The organism is Paenibacillus sp. BIHB 4019 (genome assembly GCF_002741035.1).
GTDB lineage: Bacteria > Bacillota > Bacilli > Paenibacillales > Paenibacillaceae > Pristimantibacillus.
The window spans coordinates 3,814,469-3,836,769 of the sequence record NZ_CP016808.1 but is presented as its reverse complement, the minus strand read 5'-3'; the positions used below and the strand labels follow the sequence as shown (position 1 = coordinate 3,836,769).

The window sequence follows — 22,301 nt, the reverse complement described above, 5'->3', positions numbered from 1 at the left end:
GAGGAGGTTCTTTCCGATTGTTCCTCTTCATTCATTCTGCTGCTTCATTAAGCGGTAATGGCTTGTAATTTTTCATTTTTTCCAGTCTGGCGATAAAAATACAGGAAGGTCAAGGCGAGCGCAATAATCGCAAAAATGCCTAAAATCAACATTTGCTCGCGCATAACCCCATAATCTCCGCTTGCTACAATCGCCTTGAAGCCAATAATGCTGTGTGTCATTGGCAGCCAAGGGTTCACCTTCTGCATCCAGTCAGGCAGCATCTCCAGCGGAAACGTTCCTGCGCTTGAGGTCAGCTGCAAGATCATCAGCACGATGACCGCAAAGCGGCCCGGGTTGTCAAGCCATGTGACGAGCATTTGGACAATCCATGTAAAGGTCAAGCTAGTAATAATCGTGAATAGGAAAAATAATGGCTTGCTATGAACTTCGAGCTTGAGGACGTAGAGCAGAACCGTGTCGGCAATGACCGACTGCACGAGGCTGACCATCGTAAACGTCAGCGTCCGGCTGGCAAAACGCTGCATTGGTGTTGCATTTGCTATGCCAGAATTTCTTAGAGAGAACACCGTCGTAAATACGAGTGCACCCATAAACAGCGCCAGTGACAGGAAATAAGGCGTAATGCCCAGCCCATAATGGCTTAGCTTATGATCGGTGTTTTCCGTCATTTTGACTGGAGCAGCAAACATGCTAACCGTGCTGTCTCCTGACTGCACTTCTGATGATTTACTAGCCGCTTCATTTAATTGGCTTGCAAGCTCGCCCGATCCGTCAACAAGCTTTACGGAGCCGTCGGCAAGCTGGCCTGCGCCATCGTCAAGCTTCTTCGAGCCGTCGGCCAATTCGCTAACGCCGCCGTTCAGCTTGCCAAGTCCTGTTTGCAGCTTGGCAGCTCCAGCCTGCAGACTTGAAGCGCCTTCTGCTGTTTTCTGGCCGCCGGCCGCAGCTTCCTTCATCTTGGTGCTGAAGGTATGCAGCCCTTGAGCCAGCTCCTGCTGCCCGCTGCTAAGCTTAGCTGCTCCATCCAGCAGCTGCTTCTGTCCTTTCGCAAGGTCCGTGCTGCCTGCCAGCAATTGCTTCTGTCCGTCGTGAAGCTGCTCGCTTCCGGTTGCCACCTGGCGGCTGGCCGCCAGCAGCTTGGCCAGCTGCTCATTGCTCTGCAGCTCCGGGCTGCTCGCCACGAGCTGCTCCAAACCATCAGCGACCTGGCTTGCGCCGGCCGCAACCTGCGCGCTGGCCTTCTCCGAAGCCGTCAAGCCATCGGACAGCTTCCCGCTTCCAACGCTTGCCGCTTGCAAGCCAGCTTCAAGCTTCGCAGCGCCATCGCCTGCGCTGCTTGCCCCAGCGTCGAGCTTGTCAGCGGCTGCTGACAGCTCGCTAAGCCCGCTCGACAAAGTCGCAGTTCCCGACTTCAGAGTGCCTGCGCCTTTGGCAAGGTCGCCCGCTCCACTCGCAAGCTGCTTCACACCTGACTGAACGTCCGCTGTGCCGCTCGCCAGCTTGTTCAAATTCGTTTTCAGCGTCGTAATGCCTTCGCCCAGCTTGCCGGCCCCATCTTGCAGCTCCGTTGCGCCGGAGCCTGCTTTTCCAAGCCCATCGGAAATTTTATCGATTTGCTCAAACATGCTGCGCGTATAGGCTTCCGTTATTTGCACGGACAGCTTCGACTTCAGCTCTTTCATTGCCGTGCTGCCGATTTGTGCGCCTACAAAGTTATAATCGCTATTCGGTTCAAAAATAATTTCCGCCTGCTTCGGCTCAGCCTCTGTCAGCGTCGCCGCATCCTGCGAAAACTGCTCAGGAATCGTTATCGTCATATAATAATGATTATTGCTCATGCCGGCCTTTGCCTGATCCTGCGTAACGAATGACCAGCTAAAGTCCGTATTTTTCCCCAGCTCATCGACGAAATCTTCGCCAATATGCAGCTGCTTGCCTTCATAGTCTGCCCCTTGGTCAAGATTAACAACCGCTACTGGCAGCTTGCTCGTCTGTCCGTAAGGGTCCCACGAGCCTTCTACTAGAAAACTGCTGTACAGCATCGGCAGCAAAGCAACCCCCGCTAACGTCAGCAGCACCATCGGCTTCTTGCCGAGCAGCTTGATTTCCTTCCAAAATACTTGAAATACACCCATCGCGAACACGTCCTTTTTCAATATGCCGATCTATGCTGCTTATATGTTGAACCAATGACCATTTCGGTATATTGGTCAGTTTTTCTCAAAAAAATAGGCATCGCCATGTTGCTTTGACTTTGCCCATTACTTTACCGGATCGGCGACAATGCCATAGGCGATAAAGGAAAGCATATTTTGCTTAATCTCATCCTTGCTTAGCGGCTCGCTCAGCTTATTCCAATCGGACGTCAATCCAATGTACAGCCGAAAAATCATAAACGCGGCAATCGCCGGATTGCAAGGCTTCACCTCGCCATTGTCAATCGCCCGTTCAAGCTGCTGCTTCAGAAAATCCAGCGCAAACTGCTCCATTCGGCGAATGCCCTCAAGCGCCTGCACCGTTCCAATGTCTCGAACCTCCTGCGAAAGCTTCACTGCCAGCTCATGGTCGGAGCGGAAATCGAGAATCGAATCAAGCACATTAAACAAATTGTCGCTAAAAGCCGCGTCCTGCTTCGTCCCCTCGCACATAATGCTTTGCAGCTCTGCAAAGGCTTTGCCGAGAATTTCCTCAAACAGCTCTTCCTTCGTCTTGAAAAAGGTGTAAATCGTCCCTTTGCCTACATTTGCGATTTTCGAAACGAGATCCATCGTCGTCGCCTTATAGCCAAACTGTGCAAACGACTGCGCCGCCGCTTCCAAAATCAATGTTTTGCGATCAATCGCCATCCCCATAACCTCCCTTGCAAAAAGCGTTTCAACCGTTTATTGCTCAACTTAACGATCAAAATTGACTAAAATTCATTTTCGGTCAATTGGTCATAAATTAATTTAACACACGGCGATGCAAAAGTACAATGTTTTTTTCATGCGTTTTTTCATGCATTAAGTATATCAACATTTCAAAAATCATTTCGCTGCCAATCGCGCGTTCTCTCGTCTGAGAAGCCGATTCCTCATGGATATTAATGCTGCGGGCCAGATCAAAGCATAGCACCTTTATAGCCCGTTTTAAAGCTTGTTCCCTTTAGACGACGATACAAAATATTTGTGTTGCTCAAATTTCAACTACGGCATACAATAATACCAAGTAAATAAATTGGAATTAGAGGTGAACGATGATGCGTGAAGTGCCGATGCGCTATGTAAAAGCGAACCAAGTTGGAATCGTTGCTTTTGTTCTTCTCTCCTTTTTCTTCAATCAACCTTTGTTATTGGGGATATTATGGATGATCCAAGTGGTCGGACTTGCTTCTGCGGGGAAGCTTAATTTATTTGTACGGATCGCGAAGCTGTTTATAAAAGAGACTGGCACGGAGACGCAAGCGGCTGAGCTGCAGCGCTTCAACAATGTGCTGGCTGTGCTTTTCCTTACGTTGGCGCTCGCAACCGCAGCGTTTGGCTGGGACATTGCAGCGTATGCATTCTCCGTTATGCTGCTGCTAGCCGCCAGCGCCGCCTTGCTAGGTTATTGCATCGGCTGCACCGTTTATTTTTGGTACAAGCAATTTCGCGCAGGCCGGAAAATAGGCGGTATTTAGTACTCGCAGCAAGCAGCAATATAGAGCAGCAAAAAAGGATCTCCATTCCAACTGCTATCCAGCAGGGAAAGGAGATCCTTTTTTTAGTTATTCGCCTTGCAAGCCCAGAAGCTTGTAGATCATTACTGCTGCCTGTGCCCGTGTAGCCGCGGCCTGTGGAGCAAATTCATTTTGGCCCATGCCGCTCACGATTCCAGCCGCTTGCATGGCAGCAACACCTTTTTTGGCGTATACCGAAATGGCATGCTGGTCTGAAAATGGTGCTGCTGCTTCCTCAGCTAACTCGAGCTCCGCATATTTCGTTGCCTGATAGGCCATGACCGCCATATCTTGTCTTGTAATTTTGTCATGCACCCCAAAGCTGCCGTCTGATTTTCCTTTAACGATCCCGAGTTTATAGGCTGTGGCAACGGCGTCATAATACCATGCGCCTTGCTGGACATCACTCAGCGGTGTTAGAGCATTCGCCTCCGTCAAATCCAGTCCATTCATCAGCATGGCGATAAATTCCGCTCTCGTCACGACAGCTTCCGGTTTAAATTGTCCTCCGCCCGTCCCGCTGATGATATCGCGGGCAGCTATCGCACCAATCGCTTGCTGCTGCCATGCTTTCGTTACATCGTTGAAGCCGGCTTTCTTGTACATGACAGCATATTTGCTGAAATGCTTGGGCTTAAACACCACGCTGCCGCTTATCGAATCATAGTTGCTATTTTTCACAGCTTCCAGCGCTCCACTATCCGTTATATAGCAAATAATGACTTGATGCGGATTTTCACCAGGCTGCAAGGAATATGGTATAGCTACAACAATATCCTCTCGCCCATCAAAATCGCTGACCTTCACCCCATTCACTTCCAGCTGGAAGTCATAGACGACTGCACCCGCCAGTTGCTGCTGCGTCGCGGCAGGCAGCTTGGAAATATCCGCTTTCGTTATGGTAAGAGTCAAGGTTTTTGGCGCTGTGCCTTTATTATTCTCAAGCCGTTTCAAGGATAACGTTACAATGGCAAAGCCTGTATCGATTTCGAGCCACTTGGCTTTCTCTGTGCTTCCAGCTTCTAATAATCGCGTAAGCGGGATTTTCACTTGCCATTCATTTGCCTCAGCATTTGAATTGATCTTAAGCTTGATTTTGCCATCAATGGCGCTTTCCTGCGCGGCCTTCACCGTTTTTTCATCCACCTCCACCAGCTGCTTGCCGCCTCCCGTCACCACAGGTGTCGCAGTTGGCTGCGATGAGCTCGAACCGCCCGACGGGCTAGATGTCGGATTCGGCGTTGCGCTTGGCGTCGGTGTCGCACTCGCGGTTGGCTGCGGCGTCTCGCCTGGCGATGGTGTCGCACTTGGCGTCGGCTGCGGCGTTGTACTTGCAGACGGCTCAGGCGACGGCGTTGGCGTTGGCTCCGGTGTCGGAGTTGGCGTCGGCGTCGGGCCCCCGTCCTCTTCCGCAACAAGAACGGTTGCCTCCGCCGTCAAGTAGGTGCCGGCCACCTCGCCTTTTACTTTGAAAAGGCCTGTTTTGCTCATTTGCTCCTCATCTATTTTTCCCCATTGCACGTTTGCATGCTGCTCGCTGCCGTCGCTCTTGCTGACGGATACGGAAGCGGGGAGCAGCGGCACCGCTCCAACAGCAGCTTTAACCTGTACAGGCTGAATCGCTGTTATGACTGCTCCAGGCACCGTTCTCAGTCTCAATACAGTGACCGAATAGGCGGGAAAATCATAAGTAAAGGATTGGCCTATTCCGGCAACCTCCTTCACCTCAGGCATTACATTTTCCGGCATGGCAAATGAATTCTCCGCCGCAGCCGATGCCGCCTTCAGCTCCAGCACGGTCGCGCTGCCGTCGATATAATCAGCATCCACATTTACGATTGAGGTTTGCTCGCTGCCGCCAATATTCACGACCTTGACGATCAGATCACCTGTTTTCTCATCCTTCGTCGTCACGCTGTAAAGCGGGCCGGGGTCCCGATCCACCTCATGCACCAACACGCCATCCAAATAACAGCGGATGAGCGAGCCCTGCAATTCGATTTTAATATCATACCAACGATTGGCTTCTACTCCGCTGTTCAAGGAATTGCTGACGTTCGACTTGGTGCCGCCAACCGCCTGCTCAATTACAGTCAACGTGTTCGACCAGCCGCCAAGATTCCACCAATAATAGTTGTCGGTATCCTTGGCGCCAAATCCGATCAGGAAGCCTTCGGAGCCCGCCGCCTTCTTCGCTTTCAATTGCAGCGTGTAATTGCTCCATTGCTGGCCATCCTTCAACAGAAGCCGCGCATCCGTTGTACTTGTGGAGGATTGCTTCAGCACGCCGCTGTCCATTGACCAAGCGCCCTTGAAGCTGCTCCACTGCGAAAGCGTCGACGGATCGCTGAAATCATTTTGCAGCAAAATCGTGCCGTCGTTAGCCGTAACCGTTACATCATCATACTCTACACTTGTGCTCCAAGCGCCCAATGCAATCGAGCCTTGAACGGTGCTGCTGCTATAGCTTTTATTTTTCTGAAGCTGGGATGGCATAAGCTGCTGGCCGACATGGCGGCTGAACAACTGCTGCACGTAATAGTTCGGCGTTCCGTACGCCTGGCTGTTGTCAAACCAAATTAAATCGGTCGTCCACTGCGTATTGCCTTGCCTTGCAAATAAAGGCGCGAACGAAGACATCGCTACAACGTCCGAATTTCGCTCAAGCCCCGTCATAAACGCCGCTTCGGCAAGGGCGCTTTCCATGTTGTTTTTTTTGCCCGTTCCGTGCGCTGCATATTCGCCTACAAAAACCTTCGGCCCGCTGCGGCTGTAGTGGTCATACCGATTGACATTATTGTAAAACCACTGCGGACTCTGATACATATGCTCATCGACCAAATCCGCTTTATTGCCATTGCTTCCAAGCCAATCATAGGCATAATGGAACATCGAATCTTCTGGAAAAGCGCCCGCGCTCAGCACCAGCTGAATATCGGGATATTTTGCTTTTATCGCATCATAAAACACTTCATACCGGTCCAAGTAATCCTGGCCCCACAATTCATTGCCCACTCCAAGATATTTCATCTGAAAAGGCTCAGGATGACCGTTTGCAGCGCGTACGGCCCCCCAAGTGGATTCAACCGGCCCATTCGCGTATTCAATGAGATCAAGCGCGTCTTGAATATATGGGTCAAGCTCGTTCATCGGCACTTTCGGCGGATTGCCGTGACAGGACACCTGACCGATGAAAATAATCGGCAAAGGCTCGGCGCCAATATCCTCAGACAGCTGGAAATATTCATGGAAGCCGAGTCCGAACGATTGATAATAATTGGCCGCCCATTGATTGCGCTGGACTTGGCGCTCTGCTACGTCGCCTATTGTATTTTTCCATCTGTAACGGTTTTCAAGAGAGCCGCCTTCCACGATGCAGCCGCCCGGAAAACGGAGAAAGCCCGGATTTAAATTGTCCAGCATTTCGGCTAGATCGTAGCGCAGCCCGTTTGTGCGATTTTGCCACGTCTTCTCCGGGAACAGCGACACCATATCCAAATCAATGACCGCCTGCTCCATTCCGATAACGACGAGCTTGGCGTTCGAGCTGGCGGCACTCGATTGAATGGCACAGCCAAGCTTCTGCCAATCAGCTGTAATGCCGGTCACCTCGCAGGAGCCATAAACCGCGTCATTTTGTCCTCTAAGCTGTGCAACTAACGGTTTTGTCAAAGGACTTGCGCTCCTTGCATACACGCTGAAATGATACGTTTCGCCGCTTGCTACAGCTAGGCCGGAATAGCCTGCATTCGCTAGCCCAGCGCCTGCCCCGGCAGCACTGCCCGCATTCGTAATCGTCAGGCGTGCGAATCGCGGATTGCTGGCGTTCAGCGCTCTATCCGTTGCGGTCGTCAGCTCGCCCGCAGCGCCGCCATAAGCGGTTTTGCTCCAAGCGTACAGAGAAGTGCCGAATTCAAAGGAGCGATTTTGCACCATTTCCCCATATAATCCGCCGTCCGCCGCATAGTTGATATCTTCATAAAAAATGCCGTATAACGTCGGGCTCACCTCATGAGCCGCCTCTCTTCCATTAATATTCAAGGTGTAGGATGCCGAATCCAGCTCCCATACTATGATGGTAAAAGATTTTGTATCCTGCTCCGCCCCTTTCGCAATCGTCGCTGTCAGGATGACCGTCTTATCGCCTTGTCCTGCTTCCGGGCGCGTTACCTTTCCCTCTGCGCTCACCGTTGCCGGATCAGAAGAAGCCCAAGTAATAGCCGTCCCCCCTGGACCTGCCGCGGGAAGGGTCAAATCCTTCGTCTGCTGTGTCGTATCGCCCAGCTCCAGCCAGTTTTTATCATAAGCAATGATTTCGATATCGCTTAACGCCTCCCCAACTAGAGAGACAAGCTCGCTTGCCGATAATGCGCGGTCATAGATGCGGAAATCGTCGATTTTCCCGTCAAAATAAGGATCTGCCGCAAATTGGGATTTGCCAATATAATTGTTCGTCGTAAAGCCAAGCTCGGAGGGGTCATTTTGCATATTGCTTACGGTGGCCACTTGAATGCCATTGATAAACATCGTATACGTGTTGCCGGAAATGACAACCGCTACATGCTGCCATGAGCTGGATGCCGGAAAAGCCGGGCCAGCCAAAGCATTTTCCCCGTTCCCTTGCGGTAATGCCGCGAAATGCGCCACACCTGCATTATTTTTTAAAGTCAGGAACATCCAATTCGTCGTGCTGGTGCCAAAATCAAACACTCGCGCCCACGTTCCCAAGCTGTCCGCCTTCACCCAAGTGGCGATAGTCATATCATGGGTGGACGAAAGCAAACCATCGGGCAGCTTAACATAACCATCCGTGCCAAATAAATCAATGGCTCCATTTATTTTGCCATCTGCCGTGAAGGCCGCTCCTCCTGCCAATAAGCCGTCATATCCGTTCAATGAGCGGTCTTTCACCGTACTGCCTGCTGTATCATCAAAGTTGTAATGAAGCAGCAGGCCATCTGGCACTGCTGCAGCTGTCGCTTCTGCATGAGCTGTTTCATCAAGAGTTATAGCTTCAGTGACCCCTTCTTCAGCTGTTGGGCCAGCCGTTTCTGATACGGCAGCTTCTGCTACAGCAGCCACCGCATTTTTATAAATGGCATTCTCATCCGCTGCAAACACCGGGGACACAACAGAGAAGCACAGCAACAGCACCATCGTGCTTGCTATGATATCTCGTAAAAGCTTATTGCGCAAAAAAACCATGAAAGTTGAACCTCCTTGTTTTTATTGGCATGCGTGTTCACGTTCTTCACAAATAATAAAGCGTTTTCATAAGTTGTTGAATACAGATTTATGGTGGAAATGTGTAAATTTATGTTTGAATTGGAATCCACGTACCAAGAGAAGAACAAAAAAATAACCTCTTGGCGATTTGCCAAGAGGTTTGTTTGTCCAAACGGGCGCTGCCTAATGATGCTGTTCGGCAACCGGCTGTGTTATGAAATTCGCCATTTTGCAAATGCTAAATAGGCTCTGCTGCTTATGGCTTAGTCGGAATTTCAAGCTTCGTATACCAGGTTTTCCCGCCGTCCACCGTGCTGTAGATTGCTGGGGAGTTCACGCTCGTGTCCGCCATAAACCCGACATAGGTGCTCGTAAACGAGATCGTATTGGCATAACCGACCGTATCGGACGGCGCAAACCAGGTTTGCCCGCCATTGGAGGAACGTCCGATACCAATGCGCTGCGCCGCTGGGGAATAAGCGCTCAAAATCGCTGTTCCACCGACAAGCTCAAGGTCGCTCGGATGTCCGCCCGGTGATGCCGGTCCTTGCGACACGAGCCCCTTTGCTTCGCCTGGCGCGTTGCCGCCGCCCGCTGTGCTTTGGCTAATGACTTTGCGCCAGCTTGCACCGTTGTTAGCCGAAGCGTATACCGAATAGGATTGCTGCGACATGCCAGCTCCGCCATTAAATTGCGCCCATACTTGAGTGCCATCAGCAACGATTTTGCCGCCGCTCAGCTCGTCCGCCTTCACATGGAGCGAGGTTGTCCACGTCACGCCTCCGTCCGTCGTTCTCGACAAGTTATAGCCGAGTCCCGGCAGGATAACCAGCGCCCAGCCTTGCTTGTCATTCACAAACTCCGCATAGCGCGTGTTTGCCGGGGTTGCGATTTTCGCCCAGCTTTTCCCGCCATCCTTCGTTTTATAGGCAAAGGCATTCGTATAACCAAAGCCGTTATTTTTATCTATAAAATGAATACGCTGCAGCTGAAGCTTGCCTGTAGGCAGCTTCGTAAATTTGCTTCCGCCATCCGTCGTATACAGTAAAGCATTCGGCCCATTGCTTGCAGATTTAGCTAGCGCCCAGCCCGTCGTATTGGAGATGAAGTCGAGCTGTGCGAACTGCCACGTTCCTTTATAAATCGACTGCCAATGGGAGCCTGAATCGGATGTCCCGATTAGAAAGCCATTTCCGGCCGCCCTTCCCGTCGTTGCATTTAAAAATTGAATATCGCTAAAATGGTACGCGCTGTCGCCTGCTGGCTTGCCGCCGAACAAATCCTGACCTGCTGACTGATCCGCAGCTTGCGCGCTCGGCAGTACCGTAGCCAAACCAATTGCAATAGCCGCTGCTGCCATCATGCTTTTCCCTCTGGAGATCGATCGTTTGGATGTTTTCATTATGAATGTCCTCCTGCTTCGTAGGTGGTGTAATACACATTATGATTCTGTCTTCTTAATACCCTTCATCCACCAAAACGAATCTTATGTCTAAATAGTTGCATGGTAAAAGATCACAATTTCAATACCTGATTTGTAACTTTTTATCCTTTGCATTTTTTTATAATCATTATGATAATAAAGGTAACAGCCCTCATTCGATTCAAATGTTGTGCAACAAAATTAGACATAGGCAGGTAAGAGGCAAAATGGACAACCGCAGGCAGTCACAAGGACATATGGCACGAAATGCAGACGAGCAAGCAGGAAACAAAACGTACAGGGCTGGGCTTGACGGAATCCGAGCAATCGCCGTAATTGCGGTTATTGTGTATCATCTTCATCCCGGATGGATGCCGGGCGGACTGCTCGGTGTAGGCATCTTTTTTGTCCTATCCGGTTATTTGATTACTAGTATATTAATGCATGAGCTAGAACGACATGGAAAAATAGATTTGAAAGCTTTTTGGACCCGCAGGGCAAAAAGACTGCTTCCCGGCATGCTGTTTATGATCGCGGTCACCGGGTCAGCGACCTTGCTGTTTGCTTATCCGCATTGGTCTCCTTTTTTAACCGATTTGCCCGGCGTACTGCTATATGTGAGCAATTGGTGGCTCATTTTACATAACGTTTCTTATTTCGAAAGCTTTGGCCCCGCCTCGCCGCTCGGCCATTTATGGTCGCTTGCTGTAGAAGAACAGTTTTATTTGGTCTGGCCGCTTATGCTTCTAGCAGGGCTGTGTTTTTTGAAAAAGCGCCGTGCGCTGCTGCTAGGCATACTTGCGATGGCTGCCCTTTCGGCTGCTGCTATGGCATGGCTCTACCAGCCTGATAGCGATCCTAGCCGTGTTTATTATGGAACCGATACGCGGATGTTCGGCCTGCTAATGGGGGCGGTGCTAGCTTTAATATGGCCATTTCATAAGCTTAAACCTCGCGTATCCAATGAAGCGCGCCTTACGCTGGATATCATTGGAGGAACGGCGCTGCTCCTAACGCTGCTAGCTTTTTGGTATACGAACGAATATCAGCCCTTCTTATATCTGGGGGGCATGCTGCTGCTGTCCGTTGTGTCCATGCTGCTCATTATGACAGCGGCGCATCCAGCCAGCCGAATTGGCCGTTTGCTTTCGATTCCGCCGCTTCGGTTTGTCGGCGTTCGCTCTTACGGGCTATATTTATGGCATTATCCGGTCGTGATTTTGACGAGCCCGGCTGTTGATACCGGTGATGTTTCGGTTATGCGCCTAAGCTTGCAGGTTGCGTTGATGCTTGTGCTTGCCACCGTATCCTACAAATATGTTGAGCAGCCCCTTCGTCAAGGAAGCATTAGCAGGCTGTTCAAGCAATTCCCCAGTTGGATGGCCGCCCATTCCTATCGAAGAGCCTTTATCGCTTTCTTCAGTGTCTGCATAGTCGTCACGATGTCGTTTGCGCTGCGAATGGATGGGTTAGCGTCGATCTGGAGCAATAAACCGATCTCACATGTCCAGGCGTCGGGGAATTATGCCGCAGGGAATGCCGATGGTTCGGAGACGGAGCCTGCTGGGCAGGGGAGCTCTTCGGCTGGTACGGGCGTTGCACCGAGCGAGCCCAGCACGGGCGCACCCGGGCAGACGCCGTCGCCAGGCAGGGAGCCAAGTACAGTGGAAAGCCCTGAAGGAAGCGGCGAAGCGATTACCCATGCAAGCACCAAGCCGAGCCCGTCTGTTAAACCGAGCGAGTCAGGTGAGGACGGAGGCAATCGGGCGCCTGAGCATGAGGTGCAGCCTTCACAGGCTGAAACGATGGTAACCGCAATTGGCGATTCCGTCATGCTCGACATTCAGAGCGCTTTGGAAAAACTCGTTCCGGGCATAGCGATAGACGGTCAAATTGGCCGACAAATGTCCCAAGCTCCGCCCATTCTTGAGCAGCTCCAGAAACACGGCAAGCTTGGCGACACCGTTATTATTGAGCTGGGAACGAATGGCGCTTTCGCAAGCAAGCAACTTGCGCGAATTTCCGAGCTGCTTAAGGAGCATAAAAAAATTATATTGGTGAACACGAGGGTTCCGAGGCCTTGGGAGCAAATCGTCAACGATGCTCTAGCCAAAGCCACTAGAGATAATAAAAATATGGTTCTCGTTGACTGGCACGCGGCCAGCTCGGGCAAGGACGACTATTTTTCACAGGATGGTGTTCATCTGACGGCAAAAGGGGCAAAGGTGCTGGCTGCGCTGATTGCCCGGGCTGTTTAAAGCTTGGATTTGCAGCATATGCAACACCTAGCAACACCTTGTAACACCTCGTAACATCTTGTAACATTAAAAAACCGCTTGTCATTGTCATAAGACATTTGACAGGCGGTTTTTTGCGGCTCAAAACTAGCCTTTAATCGTTAAAATCGGCTCTACTTCGGCTACAACTTGGGCCATGCCGTGCTCTTCATGGGATTCAATAATGGCATTGATATCCTTGTAGGCATAAGGAGCTTCTTTCTTCAATTCCTCTTCCCACTTCTTCAAAATATCCGGCCTCGACTTAATATCGTTGCGGTTCGGATCAATCGGCGTGACCACATTAAACTTGGCAATAAATTCGCGAAATAAAGCATCATCCACCTTGATCGAGTCGCCTCGGGAAAGGCTTCTGCCCGCTCCGTGGCTGGCACTGAACAGACTATCCCGATTGCCGAGTCCTGCAAGAATATAGCTTTTTGCGCCCATCGATCCCGGAATGAATACAGGCTCCCCCGTATATTGGAAAGGCGTATTCATCATTTGTTCTGCCGACTTCGCTGTGCACGCCCCTTTGCGGTGGATAAAGCCCGCGCTGCCATCGATCGTTTCTTCCCAAACAAAATTATGCGGCGCATCGTACAGCAATTTATAATCGAACGATTTCAAGCTTTGATGCAATGCTTTTTGCAGCATCAGTCCCAAAAACAAGCGATTCGCAAAAGCAAAATTAGCCGCATTATGAAGGAGGTTCCAATAACGCTTCCATTGCAGCGCATAGCGCTCAGATTGCGGCAGCACATAGATGCCATTGCTCGGATGCTTTAATGATGAGGGATAAATGCCTTTCAGCATTTCCTTTATGTTTATACCTGCATGATGTCCAATTGATACGGAGCCTGTATGAATCATCACGACCACTTGGCCATGCTTAATGTTCCACTCATTAGCCAAGGCATGATTGCGAATATTTACTACCTTTTGTATCTCGACAAAATGGTTCCCGCCGCCAATGGAGCCAATCTGGCTGTCATAGGTAAGCTCCGAGCTGCCCAGAAAGCTGTCGAGTCCGTCTACTTCGCCTGCAATGAACGAGCCGGAACGATTGACTCTGGCAAGGTCTTGCTCTTGCTGCCTTGCATCATAAAAATCCCACAGGCCCTGGCGGCTGCTCCCTTGCTGCGATGCCAAAACGCCCATTAAGCCTTCTTTGAAAATCGCTTCGCGCTGCGATCTTGTCATCGGGATGTTACGGCCGCCTTCGAAGAAAATGTGGCGAATGTCGGCTTCAATTTTTTTGAGATTAGAACGAATGTCGTCCTCCTGAAGCGAAGTCGTGTACAGCCGCATGCCGCAGTTAATATCGTTGCCTACAGCTTGGGGAATGACGAAGCCTTTTGTAAGGAGGGTTGTGCCAATCGGGATACCGCTTCCTTTATGGAAGTCCGGCGTAATCGCAACTTCTTCGATCTTGGCATCCGCATTGGAAAAATAGCCGGTCTGCTGCTGCTTCAGCATTTCAACCGATTCATTCACCGTTAGGAGCTGATCGAGCTCTGCCAACGCATTTTTCTCAAGCTTCATATCGTCATTAATGAAAAATCGTACAGGTACATTACTGCTATTTTTAATTTTCAATCAAGAACCATCCTTTTCGTTTGTTGGTATATTTTTATTATTGAGCGTTTGAATGTTTTCGACAGAAATGCATAACATGGCTGCTCACCCTTTCGTTGTTGATTGATTTAAATAGCCTCATTCAAGAGTAAAGAAATCGTCTAAGCTTCGCCTTCCAATATGAAGAGCAGTTTATATTATCCGATCTTATTTGGAGTATAGGATACAACATAATCAAAACCGTATGAGAGGTATACATTCCATTTTAACGGTTCAAAGGTGATATCGTCCATAATAACAATCAGCTTCTCTCTTTCATTCATCAAATAATAAAAAACGACGCGCTCCTTTTGCAAGGAACACGCCAATTTCACCGATTCCGTTCAATGAGCAGTTATTGGATGCCTTGCATAATTGCATTAATAATGCCTTGCTGTGTTACGGTGTTGTTGGAACGATTAAACAGCGCAAATCCGTGCTGGCCATTGTAGCCGTTATCCCAGTATACAGGGACCATTTTGTATGTCTTGGCGGTTGACGTAACGGCTTTGGCGAATGCGGCGCGGTACACATTGTTTGTAGAATCATATGCGGTTTTGTCAATCGAGCCAAATTCGCCAATTACAGCAGGGTAGCCTTGAGTCACAAACTTATTATAGACGGAATTAAACTGCGCGTTCAGATAATCCTCCTGTCCCCAAGTAGACTTTTTGGAAGGATTCGTGGCAGTCGCTCCCCATTGCGTAATATTGCCATTTTCCTCGCCTGCAAAATCCCAAGGTGAATAATAATGCACCGAAATCATAATCCTTTTCTCCGAGATCGGGATTGTGGAGGATCTGTACGTGTCCGTTGGGAGGACGAAGCCATAATTGCCAACGGTATAGTCAATATTCGTATTCCAGCCTGGAATCAGCAACCATCTGGCACTGTTATTGCCCCCAGTCTTCCGGACCGTATCCACGAAAATTTGATTGTATGCGTTAAGATTGGCGTAGTATGCGGAATTCGGATTCCCGTAAGTACCGTCAAACACTTCATTCATCGATTCGAAAATAAGCCGCTCGTCATAGTTAATAAACTTGTTGGAAATTTGCTGCCAAACACGTTCATATTTCTCCTTGATAGCTGCCTGATTTCCGCTATTTACCAGTAACCATCCACCCTGGATGGAATTAAAGCCATCGCCATGAATATTAATAACAACATATAGACCTTCATTATAGGCATAGTCCACGACCGTTTTCACTCGGTCCAGCCATGCGGTATTAATCGTATAGTTGGGAGCGCTTCCAATATGGTTCAAGTAGGAGACGGGGATGCGAATCGTCTTGAAGCCTGCTGCCTTCACCTTTTTGATCAGCTCTGTTGTAATGACAGGATTGCCCCAGGCTGTCTCGCTGGGTGTACCGTTCACCGTTGCCTCAAGCTGATTGCCCAAGTTCCATCCTGCGCCCATTTCGGAAACGATTTGCGAAGCCTGCAATGACCTGAAATCAGATGTAATGGGTGTTGCTGCCGATGCCCTAGCACTCCATCCCGTAAAAACCATTGCAGTCAGCAAAACAAAAGCTAAACTGCAAATGCTGTATTTCTTCATTTTTGCAAGCATGTCTAAACCTCCGCTAATGTTATTTGGTTGCGCAACAAGCAGAACAGTTACCATAATTACTCATAGTCAACGATATAAAAATCCCCGTCCGTCCCTCCCTTCTTCATCAGTCCAGCTTGCGTTGTAATGAAGGATCGGCTCTTGCAGGCATGACCAACCAAAGGAAACAACTGTCTCCCTCCTCAATACGTAACATATTATTGGATAATAAGGATATGTATTCCTGTTTTTATTTATATGGTTACAAGCACGTTGATCCGAAAATGAGTCTTTAAGCAACGTGCTCATAAAACAAAAAAAAGCAGAAGGCCCTGTATGACAAGGCTTCCTGCTTTTTTGGGATATATTATTTTAATTATAACTGAATATACGTTCTCCGACTTGGGCACGGCCAAAAGTTAGCAAGGCTTGTTTTTTCAATGTTATATTTTATCGCCCATTGTTTTAATTCGTTTATCAATTGTATGCTTACCTCGCCTTTACATAAGATTGCTTCATCGTTAGACGGTTTAATAACGCTTCTCCAGCGGACTTAAACACTCTATTTTTCTCCAAAAATTGTTCTACTTCAGATAACTTTGCGGGTCTATATCCTACGCCACAACCGCAGGAGTGAAACGTAAATCCATGACGATATAGTATCTCTATTTTCATCCATTGCTTACTATCATCTTTTTTAGGAGCCTGGAAGTCATGCCCCATATCCTTCATGATTTCGCTGCATTGCGGACATTTATATTCTCTATTCCCTATTTCGGCTTTGCTAAGTTCTTGATTCGACGTTTGCTTGAATACTTTTCTACAGCTAAAACAAGCATAGATATCTTTATATGGTCCATACATGGCGTATCTGCACATAATAATTACCTTCCTCTATCATTGAAATCCAGCAGTCCCAAAAGCATCATTAATGGCTTTCTCATATTTATCCCACTTGAAATAATAAGGCCCTAGTTGAATACGTTGATCGTCCGGCTCTTTTCTGAAATCTTTCCATACAACAATATCATCTTCCCTTTCGATTCTAACAGAAATAAAACCACACTCTTCATCCCCGCACCAAGGGCAGACTAGTATGGGGTATCTTGAATACATATATTCATGCTCTTTTTTCAATAGAAAATAATCAATCATTTGCCTCTGGTTCTCTTCGCTTCCCCAACCAAGAGCTGGAACCATATCATGCTTTTTGAGCATTTGGTAGAGTGATCTTCCATCAATAATGATATCAGCAAATTTGGTGTTTTTATTTCCATCCTGATCAGGATCATATTCATCAAAGCGACTTGACGGTCTAGTTTGTAGGTCATTTATTGGTTTCATGTTTTCTCCTTGTTGCTTGCACAGATTTCGCCTAACGTTGTTCGATCCATATCTTTAATTGTTGATTCCGATGCTCCAAAAACTTTCTCATATACTTCTTAAGTATAAGTCTTTCAACTGCTTTTCCAAGCATCCCAAATGGGGCTTCAAAATACAGCGTATCCGTCATTATAGTCTTATCAGCTAATTGTTTGAATTCGTGCACATGCCTTAAGCTCTTAAACGCTCCCTTTTGCATGTCATCGACAAATAAAACAGGTTCTTGATATTCCGTCATTTTCGAGGTCAATCTTTGCCTTACTAAGAAATGAGTGGCTTCAAAAGTTACGGTTTGGCCTAATCCGATCGGCTCTGAGGCAGCTTCCATAATGGCTTTTTCATTTGTGTGTTTCCAGACTGTTTTTGTGTGTACGCCTATATCTCTTGCCAAGTCAAAACAAACCTGAATAGCTGAATAGGAGCAGAAATCTCAATCTGAGTCTTAACCGTAATCAAATGATTTCCGCCCTTTCTGTCCTTTGCTTGTTCAACTATCTTTTGTCGCTTCTATCCATTTGGTTGCCACTTCTATTAATTTATTTCGTTTATCTTTAAAATCACTGGCCGATGTAATATCGATGGTTGCTCTATCCCCTGTAACCCAATCCAAAAGTGCTGTTTCAGCTTTAAAAAGGAAGTCTTTATTCTCGTATATTGTTTTCTAACTCGGTGCATTCCATTTTAAAATAATTTCAGCTAATGTTGTACTTACAAAATCTGATTTAGCTTAATATTCATTCTTTTTAATAGAAGATTGGATTTGAGCTATGTGATGTTCGTTATGCCATATAAATCTTTGAAGGGCTATATCTAATGTTACTTCGCCTAGCGCTTGAGTTTTCAAGATTCGCCTGAAATCTTCAGTTGTTGAATGGTTAAGTAAGATCAGAAATCGTTTATGAAGGATTTCAATTAGTAATAAAGAGTCTTCAATAGGTATATTTTTATAGTCGCTTAATTCTGCCCATAAATCTTCCCGATAAGAGTTCGCCATCGGTCCCTCTTCAGTTAGCGCCCTCTTAAATCTTAAGTAAGCATTCATATCATTATCAGCAAGATGATGAACGATTTGCTTTACTGTCCAGCCATCTTGGCGGTATGGAATGTTAATTTGAGCAGGCTCCATATTACTCAAAATCATTCTTAACGTCTTTATGATTTCTGGTATTCGATTGATGAGGAAAACCCGTTCTTCATCTGTTGGATTAATCACTGGTTTAAACTGACCTATAGGAAACCGAATATGATCCATTTCTCCATCGACTCTCCCATCAAGATTTGCAGTAATTACGCATAATGCTCATACACTCTTCGAAAACTCCATTCATATATTTTTTATAACCCTCTTCTCTACTGTTTGTTCCCAACAGCAATCCATCTTCTATCTATATCCTCAAATACAAATTCCTTGTTGCTATAGTCCGTCGTTGACAAAGGTCGAACGATCTTAACTCCTAATGTTCTAAACTCATTCTCCATTTCCTCTTGGTTATTGGTTATAAAATAAGCATCATATCCATAACCATGAATTTCTCGATTAGGTGCGATAACTTCTTTAGTCGATTTTGTTAACACGATTTCTATTTGATCCCTATATAAACAAATATGCGCTTCCTCTGAATCAAGATAATGAACGGCTCTAAATCCAATTAATTCATAAAAGGCTGCTGTCTTGTTCATATCAGAGCTTGGAAAAATTTGAAGACAGTGCGTAAAGCCCTCAGTCAACATATATTTTCATCCTCTCCTGAAACCTTTACGGTTCAATCAGTAGCTTAATATTTGACTTTTGTTGATGCTGACCAAATCTTCTTCGCTATACATTCAATCTTTTCCTAATCATTCTGATTTGGCCCCTATGATTGATTTCATCTTCAAATACATGAAACCACATAAAATAATGGTTAGCTTGTTTGTTGTACCAAAATTGCTCCTCCATATATAGCCAGTCATCATTAACTGATTTCAAAAAGTCCAATGTTCTATTTCTTACTTGCTCCATTTTAGTAAGATAAAATAGTAAGTCATTCCCTTTTATCTTTTCTTGTCCTTCTTTACCTAAATCAAGTGCAGGGCCCCAAACTCTAATTTCTTCTTCATTTAACTCTCTATTCTCAAACGTCTCTACCTGATAGGCATATTCAACCGCAGCAAAATGTAATAATAAAGCACCAATTGAATTGCTTTCAGCATCCAGTAAAAAATCAAGCTGATCCTTCGATAAATCCTTCACTGCCTCTAGTGTAGTAAATCTTGCATAATTCATCATGGAAATCAGTCGACTGATCTGAGGAGAATACCCCGGAATATCGGTTATTAAGTATATATTGTCCATGTTCATCATTAAGTGCTCCTCCGTATTTAATATCAGGTGAAATAGAAGCCTTTACGGCTGCTTCCAATCAATCCTCTAATAATCTCCGCTATAATATCACTTTATTTTCTGATGGTTTCATAGGCTCTACACGAGCTTCAGCGAACCCAGAATCGTCCACACCCCTGAGAGGATGATGAGCCACAAGGTCAGCTTTTTAAACAGCTGGTCGTCTAACCTTTTGATTGCTATAATGCCAATAAAAACGCCGATCAACACGCTTGGAACAAATAGCGATGTGTACATCATCACTTTTGGTGTCATTAGGCCGCTATAAAAAAATGTACCTATTGTAATCATGTTTAAAATAACGCCATAAACGGTTATGTTGGCTCTAAATTCATTTTTGCTGTATCCCTGATTGGACAAAAACAGCGCAACTGGAGGGCCGCTGAGCGAGATGCTTCCATTTAATAAGCCACTTGTCATGCCGATCGGTATAAAAGCCATTTTATCATTACGAATGGGGAAGGATTTCCCTGATAACAATAAGACGGCAAAAGCAATAATTAATATTCCCGTGAAGCCCTTAAGAAGGTCTGCACTGAGATAAACGAGCAACAAGGTTCCTAGTGGCGCAGCCAATAGGCTCGATAAGATTAATATCCATATTTTTCGAATAGCGACATGCTGCCAGCTATTGAGGAGTACGATAATATTTGTGCATAGACTGAGGATGACAACGATCGGAACGACCTCTTGCAGCGGAATCATTTTCACCAAAAAAGGCATAGTCACTAACGCGAAACCGAAGCTGGTTAACCCTTGAACAAACCCCGCTATCAGCACGATAAAAATGCCTATGATGAGAAACATATTGATTTCAATTTCCATAAAAACTCCTTATGCTCCAAATATGAGCCATTAATCGAAGCGCTGGGCTTCCTTTAAATGCCTTTTATCATATCTATGCTTCTTGTTTTTATATAATATTGTACCGAACTGCTCTGTTGGCGGTATAACCCGAATGATTCGGTTCGCCTCGATTGATTTTGTTAATACAATTTGATAGTCCTCAAGTATATATGCCATGAAAGCAGCATCCGTTAACGTCTCCTTATACACTAAGGGCTGTTTTTTGATTTCTTCTTTTCCCAGCTTTAAAAAGTCGATATCGGCTCTAAACCTCTCTTCTGTATGCCATAGCGATCTCTCGCCAATTCGCCAAACAATTGTCTCTTTCATTTGTTCCCCTAGCTGTGCTAGCGTTGTTATAGGCTTCTCAAATTTCTCTCCCGTTGTAGCCCCTATAAAATGATTAAAATAGGCTGGCAAATCCTGCTCTTGCACTCTGAAAATAAAACCGTTATATCGCTTCCCATCTCTATTGAAACACCCCGTTTTGACTTTTTGTAATGCCATTTTTCAAAATATTTTTTGTGTTATTAACTGGCGACCAGTGAACGACAAGCATAGAGGCAGCTCCCTTCCATTTCATCATCATTCCCGCAAATCCACGATCCATGAAAATTCTTCGGCTATTGCATAAACGATTTCTTCGATTGCGTCTTCCATTTGCCCGGTACTTGCTTGGGGGATGTCTATTTCAATCAAATTGATTTCCTTAACATCATCTAATGTATCAAAAGCATAGCTTCCATTCTGATTGGCAAAAATGCCTTTTGCAGTAACCAACTCTCCGCAAATCATTTTAGAAAATTTTAATCGGCTGGTTCGTTCAAAATGTAATGTCTCAACAAAAAAAGCTTCAATAACTTCTGTTCTAATTGTTATACTATAATGCTGATCCGAATATACACATACATAGTCATACATATAATCACCCTGTTATCGCTTCTTTAATTTGCGCAAGAACAATCTTCCAATCCCTTTCAGTATAGCAAATATAGAAATTTATAGCATAAAAAAGAGCCCCGTCGCACTTGCGTCCAGGACAACTTTCCGTCATATAAAAAAGAAGAGCTCTCTCGCGAAGCAAATATGCTTTACGATAGCTCTTCCTTGTGCAGCTAGCTTGCTGTTCAATGTATGGAACTTGTCCATGCTCCAGCTTCTACTCAAGCGTCGTAGCTGACCAAATAAGGATGCAGCTGAGTGTTGTAAATTCCGATGCTGTATTCGATGAGGTTGCCTTCGCTATCATGAGAGCGCCGCAGCCGCTTGAGCACAGGCGTTCCCGGAGCCAGCCCGAGAATGGCGGCGCTCTCTGCCGCTGCCGCTTCTACTAGGAAGCGATCATGGAAGCTCTCCAGCGCGATTTTTTTCTCCTCCAGCCATTCATATAAGGAAGAGAATAAGGCGCCTTCAACATTTTCGGCCTGCATCAGTCCTACGCCTGGCGTAATGTAATGCTGAAAATGAATATACGGCTGCTCATCCAGCAAATACAGCCGGTCAATACGCTGACAGCTCTCGCCGAACAGCTCCAGCAGTTCAGAATCTGCCTGCGTATGAACCATCCCTGCTCCGAGCAGCCGTTTCTCCATGCGATGCCCTTGCTCCACCAGCAGCTCTGTGAAGCGCTTGCCCTTGGATAATTTGGAGGGCGACGTATTGCGCAGCACAATTGTGCCTACCCCGCTCTTTTTTTCAACATAGCCTTCGGTGGACAGCTCGCGAATCGCATTGCGCACCGTCATCTTGCTTACCTGAAACTCCTGCTCCAACTGCGGCTCCGCAGGGATGTTAGTCCCAAGCGGGTACACGCCGTGCAAGATCCGATCTTTTATAATTTTTTTAATTTGCAAATAGAGCGGACCCTTTTTTCGCGAAATGGACACCAGATGTCC

The 22,301-nt window shown here is 46.8% G+C and carries 18 protein-coding genes; 2 read left to right on the top strand and 16 right to left on the bottom strand.

Annotated features, from left to right (window positions below; all coding sequences use genetic code 11):
* Window positions 1-47 precede the first annotated feature (47 nt).
* On the bottom strand, window positions 48-2,138 hold the full coding sequence (locus BBD42_RS16650; protein ID WP_099519062.1) for a YhgE/Pip domain-containing protein: 2,091 nt from the start codon (window positions 2,136-2,138) through the stop codon (window positions 48-50).
* Window positions 2,139-2,264: 126 nt separating this feature from the next.
* Entirely contained in the window at window positions 2,265-2,849 is a 585-nt protein-coding gene (locus BBD42_RS16645; protein ID WP_099519061.1) for a TetR/AcrR family transcriptional regulator, read from the bottom strand.
* Between the two features lie 389 nt (window positions 2,850-3,238).
* On the opposite strand from BBD42_RS16645, the gene BBD42_RS16640 reads away from it, so the two are divergent.
* Window positions 3,239-3,661, top strand: coding sequence for a DUF4395 domain-containing protein (locus BBD42_RS16640; protein WP_237163124.1), 423 nt, complete (start codon window positions 3,239-3,241; stop codon window positions 3,659-3,661).
* Window positions 3,662-3,748: 87 nt separating this feature from the next.
* On the opposite strand, the gene BBD42_RS16635 is transcribed toward BBD42_RS16640, so the two are convergent.
* Together BBD42_RS16635 and BBD42_RS16630 are read right to left on the bottom strand one after the other, a co-directional pair.
* Window positions 3,749-8,905 (bottom strand): S-layer homology domain-containing protein, encoded by a 5,157-nt coding sequence (locus tag BBD42_RS16635; protein ID WP_099519060.1) that lies wholly within the window; start codon window positions 8,903-8,905, stop codon window positions 3,749-3,751.
* Window positions 8,906-9,182: 277 nt separating this feature from the next.
* On the bottom strand, window positions 9,183-10,328 hold the full coding sequence (locus tag BBD42_RS16630; protein ID WP_099519059.1) for a hypothetical protein: 1,146 nt from the start codon (window positions 10,326-10,328) through the stop codon (window positions 9,183-9,185).
* 248 nt (window positions 10,329-10,576) lie between these two features.
* Here BBD42_RS16630 and BBD42_RS16625 point away from each other — a divergent pair, with 248 nt between their 5' ends.
* Window positions 10,577-12,607, top strand: a complete 2,031-nt coding sequence (locus BBD42_RS16625) for an acyltransferase family protein (RefSeq protein WP_237163123.1) — start codon at window positions 10,577-10,579, stop codon at window positions 12,605-12,607.
* A gap of 126 nt (window positions 12,608-12,733) precedes the next feature.
* On the opposite strand, the gene BBD42_RS16620 is transcribed toward BBD42_RS16625, so the two are convergent.
* The 12 genes from BBD42_RS16620 to BBD42_RS16565 form a co-directional block, all read right to left on the bottom strand.
* Window positions 12,734-14,224 carry an RtcB family protein gene (locus tag BBD42_RS16620; RefSeq protein ID WP_237163122.1) on the bottom strand — a complete coding sequence of 497 codons (1,491 nt, stop codon included), beginning with the start codon at window positions 14,222-14,224 and terminating at the stop codon, window positions 12,734-12,736.
* Between the two features lie 373 nt (window positions 14,225-14,597).
* Window positions 14,598-15,815, bottom strand: coding sequence for a glycoside hydrolase family 5 protein (locus BBD42_RS16615; protein WP_172455523.1), 1,218 nt, complete (start codon window positions 15,813-15,815; stop codon window positions 14,598-14,600).
* Between the two features lie 468 nt (window positions 15,816-16,283).
* A complete protein-coding gene (locus tag BBD42_RS16610; protein WP_099519057.1) occupies window positions 16,284-16,673 on the bottom strand; it encodes a hypothetical protein in 390 nt (129 codons plus the stop codon).
* An 18-nt stretch (window positions 16,674-16,691) separates the two neighbouring features.
* Entirely contained in the window at window positions 16,692-17,138 is a 447-nt protein-coding gene (locus tag BBD42_RS16605; protein WP_099519056.1) for an oxidoreductase, read from the bottom strand.
* Between the two features lie 31 nt (window positions 17,139-17,169).
* Window positions 17,170-17,568, bottom strand: coding sequence for an SRPBCC family protein (locus BBD42_RS16600; RefSeq protein WP_237163121.1), 399 nt, complete (start codon window positions 17,566-17,568; stop codon window positions 17,170-17,172).
* A gap of 336 nt (window positions 17,569-17,904) precedes the next feature.
* The gene (locus tag BBD42_RS16595; RefSeq protein ID WP_099519055.1) at window positions 17,905-18,429 is read right to left on the bottom strand and encodes a YfiT family bacillithiol transferase; all 525 of its coding nucleotides are present in this window, start codon (window positions 18,427-18,429) and stop codon (window positions 17,905-17,907) included.
* A gap of 98 nt (window positions 18,430-18,527) precedes the next feature.
* The gene (locus BBD42_RS16590; RefSeq protein ID WP_172455721.1) at window positions 18,528-18,905 is read right to left on the bottom strand and encodes a VOC family protein; all 378 of its coding nucleotides are present in this window, start codon (window positions 18,903-18,905) and stop codon (window positions 18,528-18,530) included.
* Between the two features lie 88 nt (window positions 18,906-18,993).
* Window positions 18,994-19,521 carry a DinB family protein gene (locus tag BBD42_RS16585; protein WP_099519053.1) on the bottom strand — a complete coding sequence of 176 codons (528 nt, stop codon included), beginning with the start codon at window positions 19,519-19,521 and terminating at the stop codon, window positions 18,994-18,996.
* 117 nt (window positions 19,522-19,638) lie between these two features.
* Window positions 19,639-20,385, bottom strand: a complete 747-nt coding sequence (locus BBD42_RS16580) for a sulfite exporter TauE/SafE family protein (RefSeq protein ID WP_099519052.1) — start codon at window positions 20,383-20,385, stop codon at window positions 19,639-19,641.
* A gap of 30 nt (window positions 20,386-20,415) precedes the next feature.
* Window positions 20,416-20,913, bottom strand: a complete 498-nt coding sequence (locus BBD42_RS16575; RefSeq protein WP_099519051.1) for a hypothetical protein — start codon at window positions 20,911-20,913, stop codon at window positions 20,416-20,418.
* Window positions 20,914-20,991: 78 nt separating this feature from the next.
* Window positions 20,992-21,327: a hypothetical protein gene (locus BBD42_RS16570; protein WP_099519050.1), complete on the bottom strand. Its 336-nt coding sequence runs from the start codon at window positions 21,325-21,327 to the stop codon at window positions 20,992-20,994.
* A gap of 242 nt (window positions 21,328-21,569) precedes the next feature.
* A complete protein-coding gene (locus BBD42_RS16565) occupies window positions 21,570-22,292 on the bottom strand; it encodes a GntR family transcriptional regulator (protein ID WP_099519049.1) in 723 nt (240 codons plus the stop codon).
* Between the last annotated feature and the right edge of the window lie 9 nt (window positions 22,293-22,301).

Excerpts from the sequence above, each read along its gene's own strand:
- BBD42_RS16615 (WP_172455523.1), bottom strand. The coding sequence starts at position 15,815 with ATGCTTGCAAAAATGAAGAAATACAGCATTTGCAGTTTAGCTTTTGTT.
- BBD42_RS16635 (WP_099519060.1), bottom strand. The coding sequence starts at position 8,905 with ATGGTTTTTTTGCGCAATAAGCTTTTACGAGATATCATAGCAAGCACG.
- BBD42_RS16570 (WP_099519050.1), bottom strand. The coding sequence starts at position 21,327 with ATGTATGACTATGTATGTGTATATTCGGATCAGCATTATAGTATAACA.
- BBD42_RS16595 (WP_099519055.1), bottom strand. The coding sequence starts at position 18,429 with ATGGATCATATTCGGTTTCCTATAGGTCAGTTTAAACCAGTGATTAAT.
- BBD42_RS16645 (WP_099519061.1), bottom strand. The coding sequence starts at position 2,849 with ATGGCGATTGATCGCAAAACATTGATTTTGGAAGCGGCGGCGCAGTCG.
- BBD42_RS16575 (WP_099519051.1), bottom strand. The coding sequence starts at position 20,913 with ATGGCATTACAAAAAGTCAAAACGGGGTGTTTCAATAGAGATGGGAAG.
- BBD42_RS16625 (WP_237163123.1), top strand. The coding sequence starts at position 10,577 with ATGGACAACCGCAGGCAGTCACAAGGACATATGGCACGAAATGCAGAC.
- BBD42_RS16630 (WP_099519059.1), bottom strand. The coding sequence starts at position 10,328 with ATGAAAACATCCAAACGATCGATCTCCAGAGGGAAAAGCATGATGGCA.
- BBD42_RS16640 (WP_237163124.1), top strand. The coding sequence starts at position 3,239 with ATGATGCGTGAAGTGCCGATGCGCTATGTAAAAGCGAACCAAGTTGGA.
- BBD42_RS16585 (WP_099519053.1), bottom strand. The coding sequence starts at position 19,521 with ATGATGAACATGGACAATATATACTTAATAACCGATATTCCGGGGTAT.
- BBD42_RS16605 (WP_099519056.1), bottom strand. The coding sequence starts at position 17,138 with ATGAAACCAATAAATGACCTACAAACTAGACCGTCAAGTCGCTTTGAT.
- BBD42_RS16610 (WP_099519057.1), bottom strand. The coding sequence starts at position 16,673 with ATGTGCAGATACGCCATGTATGGACCATATAAAGATATCTATGCTTGT.
- BBD42_RS16650 (WP_099519062.1), bottom strand. The coding sequence starts at position 2,138 with ATGGGTGTATTTCAAGTATTTTGGAAGGAAATCAAGCTGCTCGGCAAG.
- BBD42_RS16580 (WP_099519052.1), bottom strand. The coding sequence starts at position 20,385 with ATGGAAATTGAAATCAATATGTTTCTCATCATAGGCATTTTTATCGTG.